Source organism: Bradyrhizobium diazoefficiens, from assembly GCF_016616235.1.
GTDB classification, from domain to species: domain Bacteria; phylum Pseudomonadota; class Alphaproteobacteria; order Rhizobiales; family Xanthobacteraceae; genus Bradyrhizobium; species Bradyrhizobium diazoefficiens_H.
Map to the genome: position 1 here is coordinate 1,347,787 of NZ_CP067100.1, position 16,253 is coordinate 1,364,039.

General features: G+C 64.8%; 14 protein-coding genes. 8 read left to right on the forward strand and 6 right to left on the reverse strand.

The features are described 5' to 3' along the window. Positions 1–68 precede the first annotated feature (68 nt). Entirely contained in the window at positions 69–464 is a 396-nt protein-coding gene (gene cycA / locus JJB99_RS06355) for a cytochrome c-550 CycA (protein WP_200497967.1), read from the reverse strand. A gap of 278 nt (positions 465–742) precedes the next feature. Between cycA and JJB99_RS06360 the strand changes: the two genes are divergently transcribed. Continuing rightward, on the forward strand, positions 743–2,236 hold the full coding sequence (locus JJB99_RS06360) for an FAD-linked oxidase C-terminal domain-containing protein (RefSeq protein WP_200497968.1): 1,494 nt from the start codon (positions 743–745) through the stop codon (positions 2,234–2,236). 42 nt (positions 2,237–2,278) lie between these two features. On the opposite strand, the gene JJB99_RS06365 is transcribed toward JJB99_RS06360, so the two are convergent. After that, complete coding sequence (locus JJB99_RS06365) at positions 2,279–2,614, reverse strand: putative quinol monooxygenase (RefSeq protein WP_200497969.1); 336 nt, start codon at positions 2,612–2,614, stop codon at positions 2,279–2,281. 230 nt (positions 2,615–2,844) lie between these two features. Here JJB99_RS06365 and JJB99_RS06370 point away from each other — a divergent pair, with 230 nt between their 5' ends. The 4 genes from JJB99_RS06370 to JJB99_RS06385 all read left to right on the forward strand — a co-directional run bounded on the left by JJB99_RS06370 (position 2,845) and on the right by JJB99_RS06385 (position 7,317). Next, the gene (locus JJB99_RS06370; RefSeq protein WP_200497970.1) at positions 2,845–4,083 is read left to right on the forward strand and encodes an FAD-binding protein; all 1,239 of its coding nucleotides are present in this window, start codon (positions 2,845–2,847) and stop codon (positions 4,081–4,083) included. Further along, entirely contained in the window at positions 4,080–5,417 is a 1,338-nt protein-coding gene (glcF, locus tag JJB99_RS06375; RefSeq protein WP_200497971.1) for a glycolate oxidase subunit GlcF, read from the forward strand. The genes JJB99_RS06370 and glcF overlap by 4 nt, the downstream gene beginning before the upstream one ends. A 68-nt stretch (positions 5,418–5,485) precedes the next feature. Beyond that, positions 5,486–5,836, forward strand: a complete 351-nt coding sequence (locus JJB99_RS06380) for a histone (RefSeq protein ID WP_200497972.1) — start codon at positions 5,486–5,488, stop codon at positions 5,834–5,836. A 467-nt stretch (positions 5,837–6,303) separates the two neighbouring features. Then, positions 6,304–7,317 (forward strand): TorF family putative porin, encoded by a 1,014-nt coding sequence (locus JJB99_RS06385; RefSeq protein WP_200497973.1) that lies wholly within the window; start codon positions 6,304–6,306, stop codon positions 7,315–7,317. Positions 7,318–7,539: 222 nt separating this feature from the next. On the opposite strand, the gene JJB99_RS06390 is transcribed toward JJB99_RS06385, so the two are convergent. Further along, positions 7,540–9,300 (reverse strand): ABC transporter ATP-binding protein/permease, encoded by a 1,761-nt coding sequence (locus JJB99_RS06390; protein WP_200497974.1) that lies wholly within the window; start codon positions 9,298–9,300, stop codon positions 7,540–7,542. Positions 9,301–9,618: 318 nt separating this feature from the next. Here JJB99_RS06390 and JJB99_RS06395 point away from each other — a divergent pair, with 318 nt between their 5' ends. Both JJB99_RS06395 and JJB99_RS06400 read left to right on the forward strand, forming a co-directional pair. Then, the gene (locus JJB99_RS06395) at positions 9,619–11,283 is read left to right on the forward strand and encodes an L-lactate permease (RefSeq protein ID WP_200497975.1); all 1,665 of its coding nucleotides are present in this window, start codon (positions 9,619–9,621) and stop codon (positions 11,281–11,283) included. Positions 11,284–11,421: 138 nt separating this feature from the next. Further along, positions 11,422–11,820 (forward strand): META domain-containing protein, encoded by a 399-nt coding sequence (locus JJB99_RS06400; protein ID WP_200497976.1) that lies wholly within the window; start codon positions 11,422–11,424, stop codon positions 11,818–11,820. Positions 11,821–11,949: 129 nt separating this feature from the next. On the opposite strand, the gene JJB99_RS06405 is transcribed toward JJB99_RS06400, so the two are convergent. The 3 genes from JJB99_RS06405 to JJB99_RS06415 form a co-directional block, all read right to left on the reverse strand. Next, positions 11,950–13,161, reverse strand: coding sequence for a hypothetical protein (locus JJB99_RS06405; protein ID WP_200497977.1), 1,212 nt, complete (start codon positions 13,159–13,161; stop codon positions 11,950–11,952). 144 nt (positions 13,162–13,305) lie between these two features. Further along, positions 13,306–14,937: a chaperonin GroEL gene (groL, locus tag JJB99_RS06410; RefSeq protein WP_200497978.1), complete on the reverse strand. Its 1,632-nt coding sequence runs from the start codon at positions 14,935–14,937 to the stop codon at positions 13,306–13,308. 123 nt (positions 14,938–15,060) lie between these two features. Beyond that, entirely contained in the window at positions 15,061–15,357 is a 297-nt protein-coding gene (locus JJB99_RS06415; RefSeq protein WP_027546050.1) for a co-chaperone GroES, read from the reverse strand. A gap of 311 nt (positions 15,358–15,668) precedes the next feature. Between JJB99_RS06415 and JJB99_RS06420 the strand changes: the two genes are divergently transcribed. Then, on the forward strand, positions 15,669–16,190 hold the full coding sequence (locus JJB99_RS06420) for a hypothetical protein (protein ID WP_200497979.1): 522 nt from the start codon (positions 15,669–15,671) through the stop codon (positions 16,188–16,190). Positions 16,191–16,253: the final 63 nt, after the last annotated feature.

Genomic DNA, 16,253 nt, shown 5'->3' on the forward strand with positions numbered 1-16,253 from the left:
ACAAGAAGCCACCGCTTCGGTCCTGATTCCGATCAGAACCGAAGCTGTGGCGGCCGCCATCGACGCGCCTACTGCTTGATCTTCCCGTCCTTGTCGAACTGCGAGACGTATGCCCAGAGATTGTTGATCTCGTTCTCGTTCTTGATGCCGGCGAAGGCCATCTTGGTGCCGGGAATCTTGGCCTTGGGGTCCTTGATGTATTCCTTGAACTGCGCCTCGTTCCAGGTGATGCCGGAATTCTTGTTCGCGTCGGAATAGTTGTAGTCCGGCGCGGTGCCGGACTTGCGGCCGTCGAGACCGTTGAGCTCGGGACCCACCTTGTTCTTGGCGCCTTCGCCGATCGCGTGGCAGGCCAGGCATTTGTTGAACGACGATTTGCCGGCCGCGACATCCTGCGCCATCGCGGCGGGTGCGGTCGCAGTCGCGGTGAGGATCATCAGTGCGCCAAAAGTCAGTTTTGTCATCGGGTGCTCTTCGTCTCTTCCCTGGTGGGTCTGGCCTGGTCGTCTGTTGCCCGTCGGCAATCGTCAGGCCTGCCGGTTGTGGCAGGCCCGCCCGGCTTGGACAAGCCATGAAACCATGACAGGTTTCATGGCTGCCTACTTGTCCCAGAGCGAAGTCGCCCGCGATCATCGCTCCGACTTTCGGATGACCTACCCAAACAGGCGCGGACGTGGTTGATTTGCCGTGATAAATCGACGGTTCGCCGTGAGCCGGAAGGGACAATGCCAAAGGATTTGCTATGGCCATCATGATGCCTGCGAGTGATCAGGCGGTGCTCGCGCGCCGCGCTGAGATCGTGGCTGCATTGCGCGCCATCGTGCCCGGCGAGGGCGTGATCGATACGCCTGCCGAGATGCGGGCCTACGAGTCCGACGGGCTGACCGCCTATCGGCAGCCGCCGATGGTCGTGGTGCTGCCCGATACGACCGAGCAGGTCTCGCTCGTCCTGAAATATTGTGCTGAACACGGCATCAAGGTGGTGCCGCGCGGCTCCGGCACCTCGCTGTCCGGCGGCGCGCTGCCGCTCGAGGACGGCGTGCTGCTCGGCCTCGGCAAGTTCAAGCGCATCCGCGAGATCGATTTCGACAACCGCGTCGTCGTCACGGAGCCCGGCGTCACCAATCTCGCCATCAGCCAGGCGGTCGCCCATGCCGGCTTCTACTACGCGCCCGATCCGTCCTCGCAGATCGCCTGCTCGATCGGCGGCAATGTCGCGGAGAACTCCGGCGGCGTGCACTGCCTGAAATACGGCATGACCACCAACAACGTGCTCGGCTGCGAGATCGTGCTGATGAGCGGCGAGATCCTGCGCATCGGCGGCAAGGGGTGCGAGAATTCCGGCTACGATCTGATGGGCGTCATCACCGGCTCGGAAGGGCTGCTCGGCGTCATCACCGAGATCACGGTGCGGATCCTGCAAAAGCCGGAGACGGCGCGCGCGCTGATGGTGGGCTTTGCGGAGGTCGAGGCCGCCGGCGAATGCGTGGCGCGCATCATCGGCGCCGGCATCATTCCCGGCGGGATGGAGATGATGGACAAGCCCGCGATCCACGCCGCCGAAGCCTTCGTCCATGCCGGCTACCCGCTTGACGTCGAGGCGCTGCTCATCATCGAGCTCGACGGTCCCAAGATCGAGGTCGACGAGCTGATCACGCGCGTCGAGGCCATTGCGAACGGCTGCGGTTCGACCACCTGCCAGATCTCGACCTCGGAGGCCGAGCGCAATCTGTTCTGGGCCGGCCGCAAGGCGGCCTTCCCCGCCGTGGGCCGCATCTCACCCGACTATCTCTGCATGGACGGCACTATCCCGCGCGGCGCGCTGCCGAAGGCGCTGGCCCGCATCCGCGAGCTCTCGGAAAAATACCAGCTCGGCTGCGCCAACGTGTTCCACGCCGGCGACGGCAATCTGCACCCGCTGATCCTCTACGATGCCAACAAGCCCGGCGAGATCGAACGCGCGGAAGCGTTCGGCGCCGACATCCTGCGCGCCTGCGTCGAGTTCGGCGGCGTGCTCACCGGCGAGCACGGCGTCGGCATCGAGAAGCGCGACCTCATGCCTGACATGTTCACCGAGATCGACCTCAACCAACAGCAGCGCCTCAAATGCGCCTTCGACGCGCAAGGCCTGCTCAATCCCGGAAAGGTGTTTCCGACCCTGCATCGCTGCGCCGAGCTCGGCCGCATGCATGTGCACGCGGGCAAGCTGGCGTTCCCCGACATTCCGCGGTTCTGACGAAGGAAAGGACCTGCGGCGCAGGCCCTTTTCCAGGGCCGGTTACAACAGCCCGTACTGCGCCCGCTCGCGCTTCGCCAGCAGCGGCAGCGCTTCGCCGGCGATAAACGTCTTGAAATGCGCGCTCTCCTGATGCGCCTTGAAGGCGGCCTCGTCGCGGAACAGCTCGTAGAACAGGAACTGGGCCGGATTGTCCTTGCCCCGCGAGATCAGGAACAGCTTGACGCCGTCCTCGCGCTGCGCCTCCGGCAGGAAGCGGTCGAGGATCGCTGCGACCTTGTCGGCCTCGCCGGGCTTGGCCTCCCATTGCGCGACCACGAGCAGGCCGCCGCCATCGACGGCCTCGCTCAGAGACTTCTGCGTGGCATAGTGGTTCATGGCTCTTGCTCCTTGCTGCTGGACTTCAAGTCTCGATCGCGATCGGTGTGAGCTTGTAGCGAAGGCCGGACCGGCTTGGTTCGCCGGTCATCGAAGTATCGATGTCGTGAAGGCTTCGGTCATGATCGAAGCGTGAGTGGCCCGGCGCAGGAGCTCGATCGCGCCGGTAATGGTCGCTGGCGACACGCCGCATTTGATTTTGGCGCCGAATTTCGCTACCGGCTTTTCCCGTGGACACGCTCAGGGTCAGAGACGCCAAAGACGTCGAAGAGGTGGTGCGCGCGGCGATTGCCAATGAGCAGCCGCTCGAGATCATCGGTCATGGCAGCAAGCGCAGCATTGGGCACACGATGGCGACCAACGCCGTGCTCGATATTTCCGCGCTCAATGCCGTCACGTCCTACGAGCCGAACGAGCTGATCGTCACGCTCCAGGCCGGCGCGCCGCTCGCCGACGTACTGTCGCTGATCGATGCCAAAAACCAGCAATTCGCCTTCGAGCCTGTCAACACCGCGCCGCTGCTCGGCACGCCCGCTCTCGGCACCATCGGCGGCATGATCGCGGCCGGCCTCGCGGGGCCGCGGCGGATCAGGGCGGGCGGCGCGCGCGACCATCTGCTCGGCGCGCATGCCGTCTCCGGTTTCGGCGACAGCTTCAAGACCGGCGGCAAGGTGGTGAAGAACGTCACCGGCTACGACCTCTGCAAGCTCTTGGCGGGATCCTGGGGCACGCTGTCGGTGATGACCGAAGTGACGCTGAAGGTGATGCCCAAGCCCGAAGCCGAGCGCACACTGCTGCTGCGCGGGTTGGACGATGCCGCCGCCAACAAGGCGATGACCGCGGCGCTCGGCTCGCCTTACGATGTGTCCGCTGCTGCGCATCTGCCGAAATCGGCGCTCCGTGCCAGGACCGAAGGGCTGGGCGATATCGCCGGCCAGGGCGAGGCGCTGACGTTGCTGCGGCTCGAAGGCATCACGGCCTCCGCTGCCCACCGTGCCGGCTCGCTGCGCGAATTGCTGGCGCCGTTCGGAACCGCGACGCTGATCGAGGATGCGGCATCCGCCGCGCTGTGGGCCGCGATCCGTGACGTGCTGCCGTTCGCGGCCAACGGTGCGCTCGGCGCCTGGCCGGTGTGGCGGATCGTCTGCCCGCCGGCGTCGGGCGCGGCGCTCGGCACGCAATTGGCCCGCGAGACCGGCGGCGACGTGATCTATGATTGGGGCGGCGGCCTGATCTGGGCCGCGCTGCCGCCGAAGGCCGATGCGCATGCGCCAATCGTGCGCCAGCGCGTGGATGCCCTTGGTGGACACGCCACGCTGATCCGGGCGGCCGAAGATGTCAGGCGCGCTGTCGACGTGTTCCATCCGCAGGCGCCGGGCATTGCCGCATTGAGCGAACGGGTCCGCGCCAGCTTCGATCCGAAGACCATCTTGAACCGGGGACGCCTGAAGCGGGGCGCTGCGGCATGAAAACCGAATTCTCACTGGCGCAGCTCGCCGACCCCGATATCGCTGAAGCCGACAAGATCCTGCGCGCCTGCGTCCATTGCGGCTTCTGCACCGCAACCTGTCCGACCTATGTGCTGCTCGGCGACGAGCTCGATAGCCCGCGCGGCCGCATCTATCTGATCAAGGAGATGCTGGAGAAGGACCAGGCGCCGACCGCCGAAGTGGTCAAGCACGTCGATCGCTGCCTGTCGTGCCTGGCCTGCATGACGACCTGCCCCTCCGGGGTGAACTACATGCACCTTGTCGATCAGGCCCGGGTCAGGATCGAGCAGCGCTACGAGCGGCCCCTGACCGAGCGGCTGCTGCGCCAGGTGCTGGCCTTCGTGCTGCCGGACCCGCAGCGCTTCCGCATCAGCATGTGGCTGGCGCGGCTCGCCCGCCCGCTCGCCGTGTTGCTGCCGACGCCGCGGCCCTCGGCCACGCCCGGCCTGATCGAGCGCCTCAAGGCGATGCTGGCGCTGGCGCCGGACCGGCTGCCGTCGCCCGGGCCTGCCGCCGGCAGCGTGTTCGCAGCCCTCGGCAAGAAGCGCGGCCGTGTCGCGCTACTCCAGGGCTGCGCCCAGCAGGTGCTGGCGCCGCGCATCAACCAGGCCGCCATCAGCCTGCTCACCCGTCACGGCATCGAGGTCATACTGGTCCGGGACGAGCAGTGCTGCGGTGCGCTGACCCATCACCTCGGCAACGACCACGATGCGCTGGCGCGAGCTCGCGCCAACGTCACGGCCTGGCAAAAGGAAGCGGCCGGCGAGGGGCTCGACGCCATCCTGGTCACGACGTCCGGCTGCGGCACCGTGATCAAGGACTACGGCTATCTGCTGCGCGAGGACCAAGCCTTCGCGGCCGATGCGGCGAAGGTGTCCGCGCTCGCCAAGGACATCACCGAATACGTCGCCGGCCTGGACCTCGCGCCCACTGCGCGAAACGACAACATCGTCGTCGCCTATCACTCCGCGTGTTCGTTGCAGCACGGGCAGAAAATCACGGGCCTTCCGAAAGAATTGCTTTCCAAGAATGGATTCGTGGTGAAAGATGTCCCGGAGAGCCATTTGTGTTGCGGTTCGGCGGGGACCTACAACATTCTCCAGCCCGAGCTTGCGGGCCGGTTGCGCGATCGCAAGGTCGCCAACATCGCAAGCGTCAAGCCGGACATGATCGCCGCGGGCAATATCGGCTGCATGGTGCAGATTGCCAGTGGCACGTCAGTTCCGGTCGTACACACGATTGAGCTTCTCGATTGGGCTACGGGCGGGTCGCGGCCGGCGTTGAATGCGCAAGATCGAGCTTTCAAGGGCTGAGCTTTCGTCCGCCGGTGACGGCTGAAGCGCCCGATCGACCATTGTTCGGCGGCAACAGGAGGACCACGATGGCGAAAGCGAAGAAGAAGAAAAGCAAGAAGGCCAAAAAGGCCAAGAAGGTTGTAGCGGCGAAGAAGACCGCGAAGAAGGCAGTCAAGAAGTCCGCGAAGAAGTCTGCGAAAGCAGCCAAAAAGTCGGCCAAGAAGGCCGCTCCGAAGAAGGCTGCGAAGTCGGCCAAGAAAGCTGTGAAGCAGGCTGCACCGAAGAAGGCCGCGAAGAAAGCGGCACCGAAGAAGGCGAAGGCAGCTCCCGCGCCGAAGCCGGCAGCGCCGGCTGCGGCTCCCGAGCCCGCCGCCGAGACGAGCTGGGCGATGCCTTCGTCTTCTGCGGAACCGACGCCGGCCGACGGGCAGGGCTAGGCCGGGAGGCCGGTCTGGGACCAAGCCCCAAGGTTCGGCCGAAGGCTCGACCAAAGAAAGCTTCGACCAAAGGTTGCGGGCCACCCCAACCGGCAATGATCGACAACAGCAAGGCCGCGGCGGTGACGCTGCGGCCTTTTTGCATCGTCACAATGGCTGCAGGCAGTGGTTGTTTCTCGCCTCAGCCTGATTCGTGGCGCGCACACCACGGCGGCTCGGCGCTCCGTATTAATCCGGACCGCTCTCGGCGCTTTGGAATGCGAATAATGTGGTCGAGAAGCAACACAGGCTGACAACCTTTCGTGGAATCGTCAAAACGCCCAAAAAGTCGGCAGATGCTCGCGATTTTTGCTTCTCGGTTGAGACCCGCCAATCCAGATTGTCGCAGCAACGCGATTTTGCAGACAGGTCGTACACTCCGGGGGGCTTCCGGGACCGACTGGGTAGAACTGGTGATGGGGATCGAGATGAAGAAAGTGGCTTTGTTGGCAACGGCGCTGGCAATGGTGACGGGTTCGGCTTTCGCGGCAGACATGCCGGTGAAGGCCCTGAAAGCTCTTCCGGCACCGGCCTTTGAACCCTGGGATATCGCGTTCGGCGGCGCGATCATGAGCGACTACATCTTCCGCGGCATCACCCAGTCGAACCACAAGCCGTCGGTCGCCGCCTATTTCGAGCCGCGCTACAACGTCAACAAGGACCTCCAGCTCTATGCCGGCGTCTCCGCCGAGAGCATCTCGTTCCCCAACCGTGCCGCGGCTGAAGTCGACATCTACGGCGGTATCCGCCCGACCTTCGGCGCCTTCGCCTTCGACATCGGCGTCTGGGGCTACCTGTATCCGGGCGGCACCTGCCAATACGGCGCTCCCTTCGATACAGCGGGCAACCCGCTCAGCGCCGAATGCGCCACCAATTTCCTGCTGAACGGCAACGTCATGAAGAAGGACGTCAGCTTCTTCGAAGTCTACGGCAAGGTGCTCTACACCATCAACGACAACTGGGCCGTTGGCGTGAACGAGTACTACACACCGAGCTTCCTGAACTCGGGTGCGTGGGGCGACTATGTGTCCATCACCGCCAAGTACACGGCGCCCAGCACGGTGTTCGGCTCCAGCGGCGTCGGCATGTACGTCTCGGGCGAGTTCGGCCGCCAGTTCTTGGGCACCTCCGACTCCTTCTACGGCACGGGCTTCGCTGCGCCGGGCTTCGGCGGTCCGTATCCGAACGGCATCAAATACGCCGACTACAACACCTGGAATATCGGCATCGGCTTCACCTACAAGGTGTTCACGCTCGATCTGCGTTACTCGGACACCGACCTTTCGAAGGCGAACTGCAACGCGTTCACCAGCGACTACACCGCGGGCTTCAACGGCAGCTTCAGCAACATCAACCCGACTGGCGTCGGCTCCAATTGGTGCGGCGCGGCCGGTATCGCCAAGCTGTCCTTTGACCTGACGGCGATGACCAACCTGAAGTAAGTTTCTCCGCGGGAAGACTCGAGGGCGGCAGAGCAATCTGCCGCCCTTTTGCTTTGGGCTGTGCGAGTCCCGGGCCTGCATGGTTAGAGACGCGCCGTAAGGCGGCGCTCCTCACCATGGGAGTCTGGGATCTTGCCGCCTGAGGGCCCGCCGTAGGCGGGCGTCTCGAAGGATGGGCCGCGACTATTGCAGACGTCCTTAGGCTTCGCAGCGCCCCCAACTTTAGCGCACCGCAGTCGGCTCCGCCTTGGCCGGCGTGTCGCCCTTGCCGAGAATGTGGATCGCGCCGTCCTTCACCATCGCCACCTTGCGGGTGTGGAAGGCGTCCAGAGTCGAGCGGTGGCCAATCGAGACGATGGTGGCCTGCGGCAGCTTCTCCGTGAGCAGGCGGTACAGCCGGGCCTCGGACGGCTCGTCCAGCGAGGCGGTGGCCTCGTCCAGGAACAGATAGTCCGGCACATCCAGCAGCGCGCGGGCGAGCCCCAAGCGCTGCTGCTCGCCCAGCGACAGCATCCGGTTCCAGTGGCCGTCCTCCTCGAGCCGCTCGGCGAGATCGGGCAGGCCGACCGCGATCAGGGCGTCCCTGATCCGCGGGCTCTCGAATGCGCCGGGCGCTGCGGGATAGACCACGGCGTCGCGCAGCACGCCGACGGGGAAATAGGGGCGCTGCGGCAGCATCATCAGCTTCGCTTTTTCAGGGATGAAGATGGTGCCGGTGCCGAACGGCCAGATCCCGGCGATGGCCCGGAACAGCGTCGACTTGCCGGAGCCCGATGGTCCGGTCACCAGCACGCGCTCCGGCGCGTGGATCGCGAAGCTGTCGGCCGCGACCAGCGGCGCGCCGTTGGGAAGGTTGACGCAGAGCTGCTCGAGGTCGACATCGCGGCTGCCCGCAGCCTTGAGGGCGATCGCGGGCTCGTTCGCCGGCAGGGTCGTAGCTGAGGCGACCGACATCTCGAAGCCGTCGAGACGAGCGACGATCGAGCGCCATTCCGCGATCGACCGGTAGGCCGTGACGAAGAAGGACAGCGCGCCCTGCACGCTGGAGAAGGCTGACGCTGTCTGCATCATGTCGCCGAGCTGGATCTTCTTGGCGAAGAACGCCGGCGCGACCAGCACATAGGGAAAGATCACCGCGGCCTGCTGATAGCTGGCCGTGAACATGGTGAGGCGCTTGGTCCGGCTCATGATCGCGTACCAATTGCCGATCACGAAACCGAAACGACCCAGCAGCCGGCTGCGCTCGGCGCCTTCGCCCTTCAGCAGCGCGATCTGCTCGGAATTCTCGCGGACGCGGACGAGATTGAAGCGAAAGTCGGCCTCATAGCGCTGCTGCTCGAAATTGAGATTGACGAGCGGTGCGCCGATCCAGTGCGTCAAGGCGGTGCCGAAGATCGCGTAGATCAGCGCGCCCCAGCACAGATACCCCGGGATCACGTAATCGGTGCCGAACAGGTGCAGCGGTGCGGCGTTGGAGAGACCCCAGAGGATGATCACGAACGAGAACAGCGTCACGATCGAGGAGAGCAGGCCGAGCCCGATGGTCAGGGTCTGCTCGACAAAGTTCTTGACGTCTTCGGTGATGCGCTGGTCGGGGTTGTCGGCCGCATCGCCCTTGAGCTGCATGCGATAATGCGTGGCGCCGTCGAGCCATTCGCCGAGATAGTGCCGCGTCAGCCACTGCCGCCAGCGGATCTGGAGCCACTGGTTCAGGTACAGCTTGTAGACCGCCAGCGCGATGAAGATGGAAGCAAGCCCGACGAAGATCCATATCTGCGTGACGAACGCGTCCCAATCGCTCGCCTGGAGCGCGCTGTAGAACCGGTTCTGCCATTGGTTCACCAGCACGTCGATTGCGACCAGCGCCAGCTCCATCGTAACCACGGCTGCGAGCAGGCCGCGGCCGGCCCATTTGTCCTCGGATCGGAAATAGGGCATGGCGATTCGCCAGACGATCGCGAGCGTGGCGCTGATGTTCTTCACAGAGCTCTGTCTCCTCGAGGGGGTGTGGACAAATGCCGGGAGCCAAATGGCTGTGGCCACGGCGGAAATTGGCTGCGCTTAGACTAAAGTCGCAAGTTCTGCAATTTGCGTTGGCTTGTCGCGGCTTGCAACCCTAGCATGGGCTTCATCGGCGCGGGGTGGGGGCCTCCAGGATTTCGCGACCTTGTGAGCGGACGGGAACCGCAGCATTCGCGAGGAATTCGCCTCCGGGTCGGGGGTTATGGCTTCCAGCGTCAAGCGGGTTCGGCCGTCCACGCATGGCCGCCTGCCGCAACAGATGCGTGGGGGAGGAAGACCATGTGGAATCAAATCTATGATCCGCTGCACAGTCCCGTGCTGTCGACGATCGCCGCGGCGGTGCCAGTCGTCACGCTGCTGGTCCTGATCGCGAGCGGCCGCGTCAAAGCGCACATCGCCGCCGTGATCGCGGTGATCATCACCAATCTGATCGCTATCTTCATCTTCACCATGCCGGCGAACATGTCGCTCCGCGCCTCGGTGCTCGGGATCGTGACCGGCTTCTTCCCGATCGGCTGGATCGTCCTCAACGTCATCTTCCTCTACCAGGTGACGGTGACCACCGGACGCTTCGAGTTGCTGAAGCGCGCGGTCGGCGGCGTCACCGAGGACCGCCGCCTGCAACTCCTGCTGGTGGCATTCTCGTTCGGCGCCTTCTTCGAAGGCGCCTCGGGCTTCGGCACGCCGGTCGCGATCACCGGCGCCGTGCTGATCGGTCTCGGCTTCTCGCCGCTTGCGGCATCCGGCCTTTCGCTGATCGCCAACACCGCGCCGGTCGCCTATGGCGCGCTCGGCACGCCGATCCAGGGTCTTGCCTCCGTCACCGGACTTGATCCCTACATTCTCGGCGCGATGGTCGGACGGCAATTGCCGTTCTTCTCGCTGATCGTGCCGTTCTGGGTGGTGTGGGCGTTCGCGGGCTGGCGGGGTATGAAGGACGTCTGGCCGGCGATTCTCGTCACCGGCGTGTGCTTCGCAGTCCCGCAATTCGTGATCTCGAACTACGTCAACCCCTGGATCGTCGACATCGGGGCGTCGCTGATCTCGATGGGCGGTCTGATCCTGTTCCTGAAGGTGTGGCAGCCGAAACAGCTCTGGCTGTCGCCGGCGTTGCAGGGCCGCGACGAATCGACCTCCCACATGGGCGCAACCACGCCGCTCGACAAAACGCCGCTCACGCAGGCCGAGCTGTGGAGCGCGCTGCTGCCGTGGATCATCGTCTGTATCGTGATGCTGATCTGGGGCAATGGTGCGTTCAAGACCTGGGCGAATTCGATCTTCACCTGGAACTACGCCGTTCCCGAACTGCACCAGATGATCAACAAGATGCCGCCGGTGGCCGCCAAGCCGACGCCGGAGGGGGCGGTGTTCGCGTTCACCTACCTGTCCTTTACCGGCACGGGCATGCTGATCGCGGCGATCGTCTCGGGCTTCCTGATGGGGGTTGGGCCGGGGCGGCTGTTGGCGGAGTATGGTCGCACCATTCGCCTCTGCGCGATCTCGCTGATCACGATCTCGGCGATGCTGGCGATCGGCACGCTGACTCGTCTCTCGGGTGTCGACGCGACGCTCGGTCTCGCCTTTGCGGCAACAGGCGTGCTCTATCCCTTCTTCGGCACGCTGCTCGGCTGGTTGGGCGTGGCGTTGACGGGATCGGATACCGCCTCGAACATCCTGTTCGGCAACCTTCAGAAGATCACCTCCGAGCAGATCGGCCTATCGCCGATCCTGATGGCAGCGGCGAACTCTTCCGGCGGCGTGATGGGCAAGATGATCGACGCGCAATCGATCGTAGTCGCCTCCACCGCCACGCGGTGGTACGGCCACGAGGGCTCGATCCTGCGCTTCGTGTTCTGGCACTCCATCGTGCTGGCCTGTCTCGTCGGTGTGCTGGTGACGCTGCAGGCCTATGTCTGGCCGTTTACGGCGCTGGTGCTGAAGTAGAAGCCGACAGCGGCTTCCACGCAAAATCCCCGCGAGGTTCGTCCTCGCGGGGATTTTCGCATCTGCGTTGGACGAACCTTCTCAATGGCCCCGCCGTCTTATAGAAGGTGCCGCAAATCAGGTTCGTCGAGAGGTTTCATGGTTTCGCTCAAGCAGGTGGTGTGTCTGGTGGTTGCAATGCTCGCGGCGTCCAGCCTCGCGCGTGCCGAGGAGGGCTTTCCCTTCGGCACCGAGATGACGCTGGAGGCGCTGCCGCAAGCAGGCTCGAAGCGGATTCCGAACATCGAGATCGGCGACAATGGCGAGGTCGTGCTGGAGCTCTGGTGCAAGGGCGGCAAGGGCCAGTTCTCGGTCGCCGGCAACACCGTGATCTTCGTCCCCGGCCAGATCCAGGACCGCTCCTGTCCGCCGGCAAAAGCCCAGGCCGACGACGACCTCGTCGCAGCCCTCGGCAGCGTCGAGACCTGGAAGCGCCAAGGCGAGGTGCTGACGCTGATCGGCCCCAAGCCGCTGCGCTTTCGCGTGAACGGGAATTGAGCCACGCTCGCTGTCGTGCCCCGGCTTGACCGGGGCACCCAGGGCCGCGGCTTCTCGGCAGATTCACAACCCCGTCGGAGTACTGGATCGCCCGGTCAAGCGGGGCGATGACCGCGAGTGGTGTTCACGTCACTTCCACACCGACTTGTCGGCGTCCCACTTCTGGCCCTTCAGTTCCTTGGCGAGCGCATCGATCGAGCCGTTGTCGTCGGGCTGATCGCCTTCCTCATCGGCCGAGGCTTCGTCCGAGAGATTGAGCCTGGCGCCGCTGCTCTCGTCGACGGTGGTGGTCGCGGGGCTGCCGATCCACAGCATGAGCTTGTCGGTGGTGCCCGGCCGGTCGGGCGAGATCAGGCCTGCCACCTCGATCGTGTCGGTGAGCTCAAGCGCCGGGAAATCCTGGTTCGGCCGCTTGAAAACCAGCTTGAGCTTGCCGGTGGCGGGATTGAAGCTTTGCGACGCCGGCTTTGCCGCAAGCGTCCTGCTCAGCACGCCCGCCACGGCCGAAGCGAGCTTGTCGCGGTTGATCCTGTCGCCGTCGCGCCAGTCGGCGGCGGGAATGCGGATGGTGCGGTCCATCTCGGTCATCCCGGCGATCCAGCCTGCAGCGGTGACGCCCGGCATCGCCTTGAACTTCGCGAGCAGCGCGGTCGCCCGTTCCGGATCGACCGACATGTTGATGGTCTGCTCGCCGGCGCGCAGCGCGTCGCAGCCGACCGAGAGGCTCGCCAGCGTCACCTCGACGTCCTGGCCCTTCAGGCTCTTCAGGAACTCGGTCGCCGCGTCCAGCTTGACCTTGACCGCGATTGCCTCGGGCGAGACGTCGGTGAAATCCTTCGGCTGCGGCGTGATGCCGTCGTCGGAGGTCTGGTTGTCCAGAAATTCCTTCTCGCTGAGATCGGAATTGTCCGGCGAGGTGACCTCGGTCACGGTCTGGCCGATCGAGATCTGGCCGCGGAATTCGAAGGTATCGCCGGACTGCTTGCGCAGCAGCTTGACGCTGACCGGCGACTTCTCGCCGAGGCTTTGGGTGGTGCCGGTCAGGTTCTGGCCGGCGACCTGAAGATTGACGACGAAGCGGTCCTTGCGGTCGGAATTCTTCGCGACGGGATAGCAGACGTCGAGCACGGCCGCCGTCACGGTCTTGCCCTGACGCGTCTCCTTCAGGATCACGTCGGCATTGCCATCCATCAGCCCATCGATCGAGGTGAAATAGCGCGTCTCGGTTCCGCCCGGCGCCGTCGCCTTCGGCGACAATTTCATCTGGGCGGATGCGATCTCGGGCGAGCTGGCGAGCAGAGCCGCCAAAATCATCGTCGGGCAAACCAGGAGCGCGCGCATCGCCGAAATCCTCGAAGGGACAGAATCGGCCGCCACCGTAGTTGGTTTTGGCCGCCGATTGAATTGCAAAGCGTCAGGGAGGATCGGCAAAAAAGAAGGCCGCCCGGAGGCGGCCTTCGCAACACTGTAAGGAAAGGGTGGGCTTTAGAAGCCGCCCATGCCGCCGCCGCCGGGCATCGCCGGCGCGGCGTCCTTCTTCGGCATTTCGGCGACCATGGCCTCGGTGGTCACCAGCAGGCCGGCCACGGAGGAGGCGTCCTGGAGCGCGGCGCGCACCACCTTGGCGGGATCGATGATGCCCTTCTCGACCATGTCGACATAAGCCTCGTTCTGGGCGTCGAAGCCGAAGGTCTCGGACTTGTTCTCCAGGATCTTGCCGACCACGATCGAGCCTTCCACGCCGGCGTTCTCGGAGATCTGGCGGATCGGAGCTTCCAGCGCCTTCAGCACGATGTTGATGCCGGCCTGCACGTCGGCATTGGCGTTGGTGAGACGGCCGACCGCCTTCTTGGCGCGCAGTAGCGCGACGCCGCCGCCGGGGACGATGCCTTCCTGCACCGCGGCGCGGGTGGCGTTGAGGGCGTCCTCGACCCGGTCCTTCTTTTCCTTGACCTCGATCTCGGTGGCGCCGCCGACGCGGATCACCGCGACGCCGCCGGCGAGCTTGGCGAGGCGCTCCTGCAGCTTCTCGCGGTCGTAGTCCGAGGTGGTTTCCTCGATCTGCGCCTTGATCTGGCCGACGCGAGCCTCGATCTCCGGCTTCTTGCCGGCGCCCTTGACGATCGTGGTGTTCTCCTTGTCGATCACGACCTTGCCGGCACGACCGAGCATCTTCACCGTGACGTTCTCGAGCTTGATGCCGAGATCCTCGGAGATGAGCTGGCCGCCGGTGAGGATTGCGAGGTCCTCCAGCATGGCCTTGCGGCGGTCGCCGAAGCCCGGCGCCTTGACGGCGGCGACCTTGAGGCCGCCACGCAGGCGGTTGACGACCAGGGTGGCGAGCGCCTCGCCCTCGACGTCTTCGGCGATGATGACGAGCGGCTTGCCCGACTGCACCACGGCTTCCAGCACCGGCAGCATGGCCTGCAGGCCGGACAGCTTCTTCTCGTGCAGGAGGATGTAGGCGTCCTCGAGCTCGGCGGTCATCTTCTCGGCGTTGGTGACGAAGTAGGGGCTGAGATAGCCGCGGTCGAACTTCATGCCCTCGACGATGTCGACCTCGGTGTCGAGCGACTTGTTCTCTTCGACGGTGATGACGCCCTCGTTGCCGACCTTCTGCATCGCCTGCGCGATCATCTTGCCGATGGCGGCATCGCCGTTGGCCGAGATGGTGCCGACCTGGGCAACCTCGGAGGAGGCGGCGACCGGCTTGGCGCGCTTTTCGATGTCCTTGACCACGGCCGCGACCGCGATGTCGATGCCGCGCTTGAGATCCATCGGGTTCATGCCGGCGGCAACCGCCTTGGCGCCTTCGCGCACGATGGCCTGGGCCAGCACAGTCGCGGTGGTGGTGCCGTCGCCGGCCAGATCGTTGGTCTTGGAGGCGACCTCACGCACCATCTGGGCGCCCATGTTCTCGAACTTGTCCTCGAGCTCGATCTCCTTGGCGACGGTGACGCCATCCTTGGTAATGCGGGGAGCGCCGAAGCTCTTCTCGATGACGACGTTGCGGCCCTTCGGGCCGAGCGTCACCTTGACGGCGTTGGCGAGAATATCGACGCCGCGCAGCATGCGATCGCGCGCGTCTCCGGAGAATTTGACGTCCTTGGCAGCCATGATCTGCAATCCCTGTTGTTTCGTGATGTGTCTTGTTTCGTGATGTGTCGCGGACGAAATGTTGGATGCCCGGATCGTCGGGACCCGGGCATCGATCTTCAGCGGCTGTTCAGGCAGGCGGCCTTAGGCCAGCACGCCCATGATGTCCGACTCCTTCATGATCAGGAGCTCTTCATTGTCGATCTTGACCTCGGTGCCCGACCATTTGCCGAACAGCACGCGGTCGCCGGCCTTGAGATCGATCGGAATCAGCTTGCCGGTCTCGTCGCGGCCGCCGGGGCCGACGGCGACGACCTCGCCCTGGGACGGCTTTTCCTTGGCGGTATCCGGAATGATGATGCCGCCCTTGGTCTTTTCCTCGGCGTCGATACGTTTGACCACGACACGGTCATGCAGCGGACGAAATTTGGATTTAGCCATGACGTTTCCCTTTGGAGGCTCGCTTCGGAGGTGGTGGAAGTAGGTGGGGCGGCGCTGCCGTTCCCTCTTGCCGAGGATCAACGGCGCGCTTAGCAATCGGGCTTTCCGAGTGCTAAGAGTGGTCCGGAAATATGGCTTGGCCGCGATCCTGTCAAGCAAAGGTGGTTAAGCGGTTGTTGAGGCAGATATAGGATGGTGGCATTGAAAACTTGGTCGGGGCGCCCGCGTCTCAAAGGACGTCATTGCTCCGGCGGCAGTTTTGCGCTTGGCTGCGGGAGGGGTGCGGCCATGGTCTTGTTCGGGGGAATGCCATGATCTGTTCAGCTCGCGCGCGCACGGTCGCCAATCTGGCCGCTGCCTGTGGCTTGGCGTTGCTGCTGGGCGCCTGCGGCGGCGGCATGAGCCTGCCGTCCTTTTCGTCGTCCTCCCCACCGCCCGAGGCGGAGCCTGGTGCGGGTCCGGAAATGCCGGCGAGCATCCGCGCCGACGAGATCGTCGGCCGCTGGGGTCTCGCCTCGTTCCAGAACCCGGCCGACCGCGCCCGCACCGAGGCTGCGGCCCGCGCCCAGTGCAAGAACCCTTACGTCATCACCGCTGGCCCGTCCGGCGGCGTGATCATGCATCTGGCCGACCAGGCAACCCCGCAGGAACTGCGGCTGAAGGGCTCGCCCAGCGGCAAGAACTACATCGGACCGGCCGGCCCCACCCCCGGCGAGCAGGACCGCGAGATCGTTTCCTTCGATGGCCGGGTCCTCATCACCCGCTTCATCGACAAGGACGCCGCCACCCGCTACGGCAACATGGTCTACGTCCGCTGCGCGCCAAGGGCGTAGGCTCTCTTCGTCATGCCCCGCGAAAGCGGGGCATCCAGTACGCCGCGGCCTCGCGATTCGATC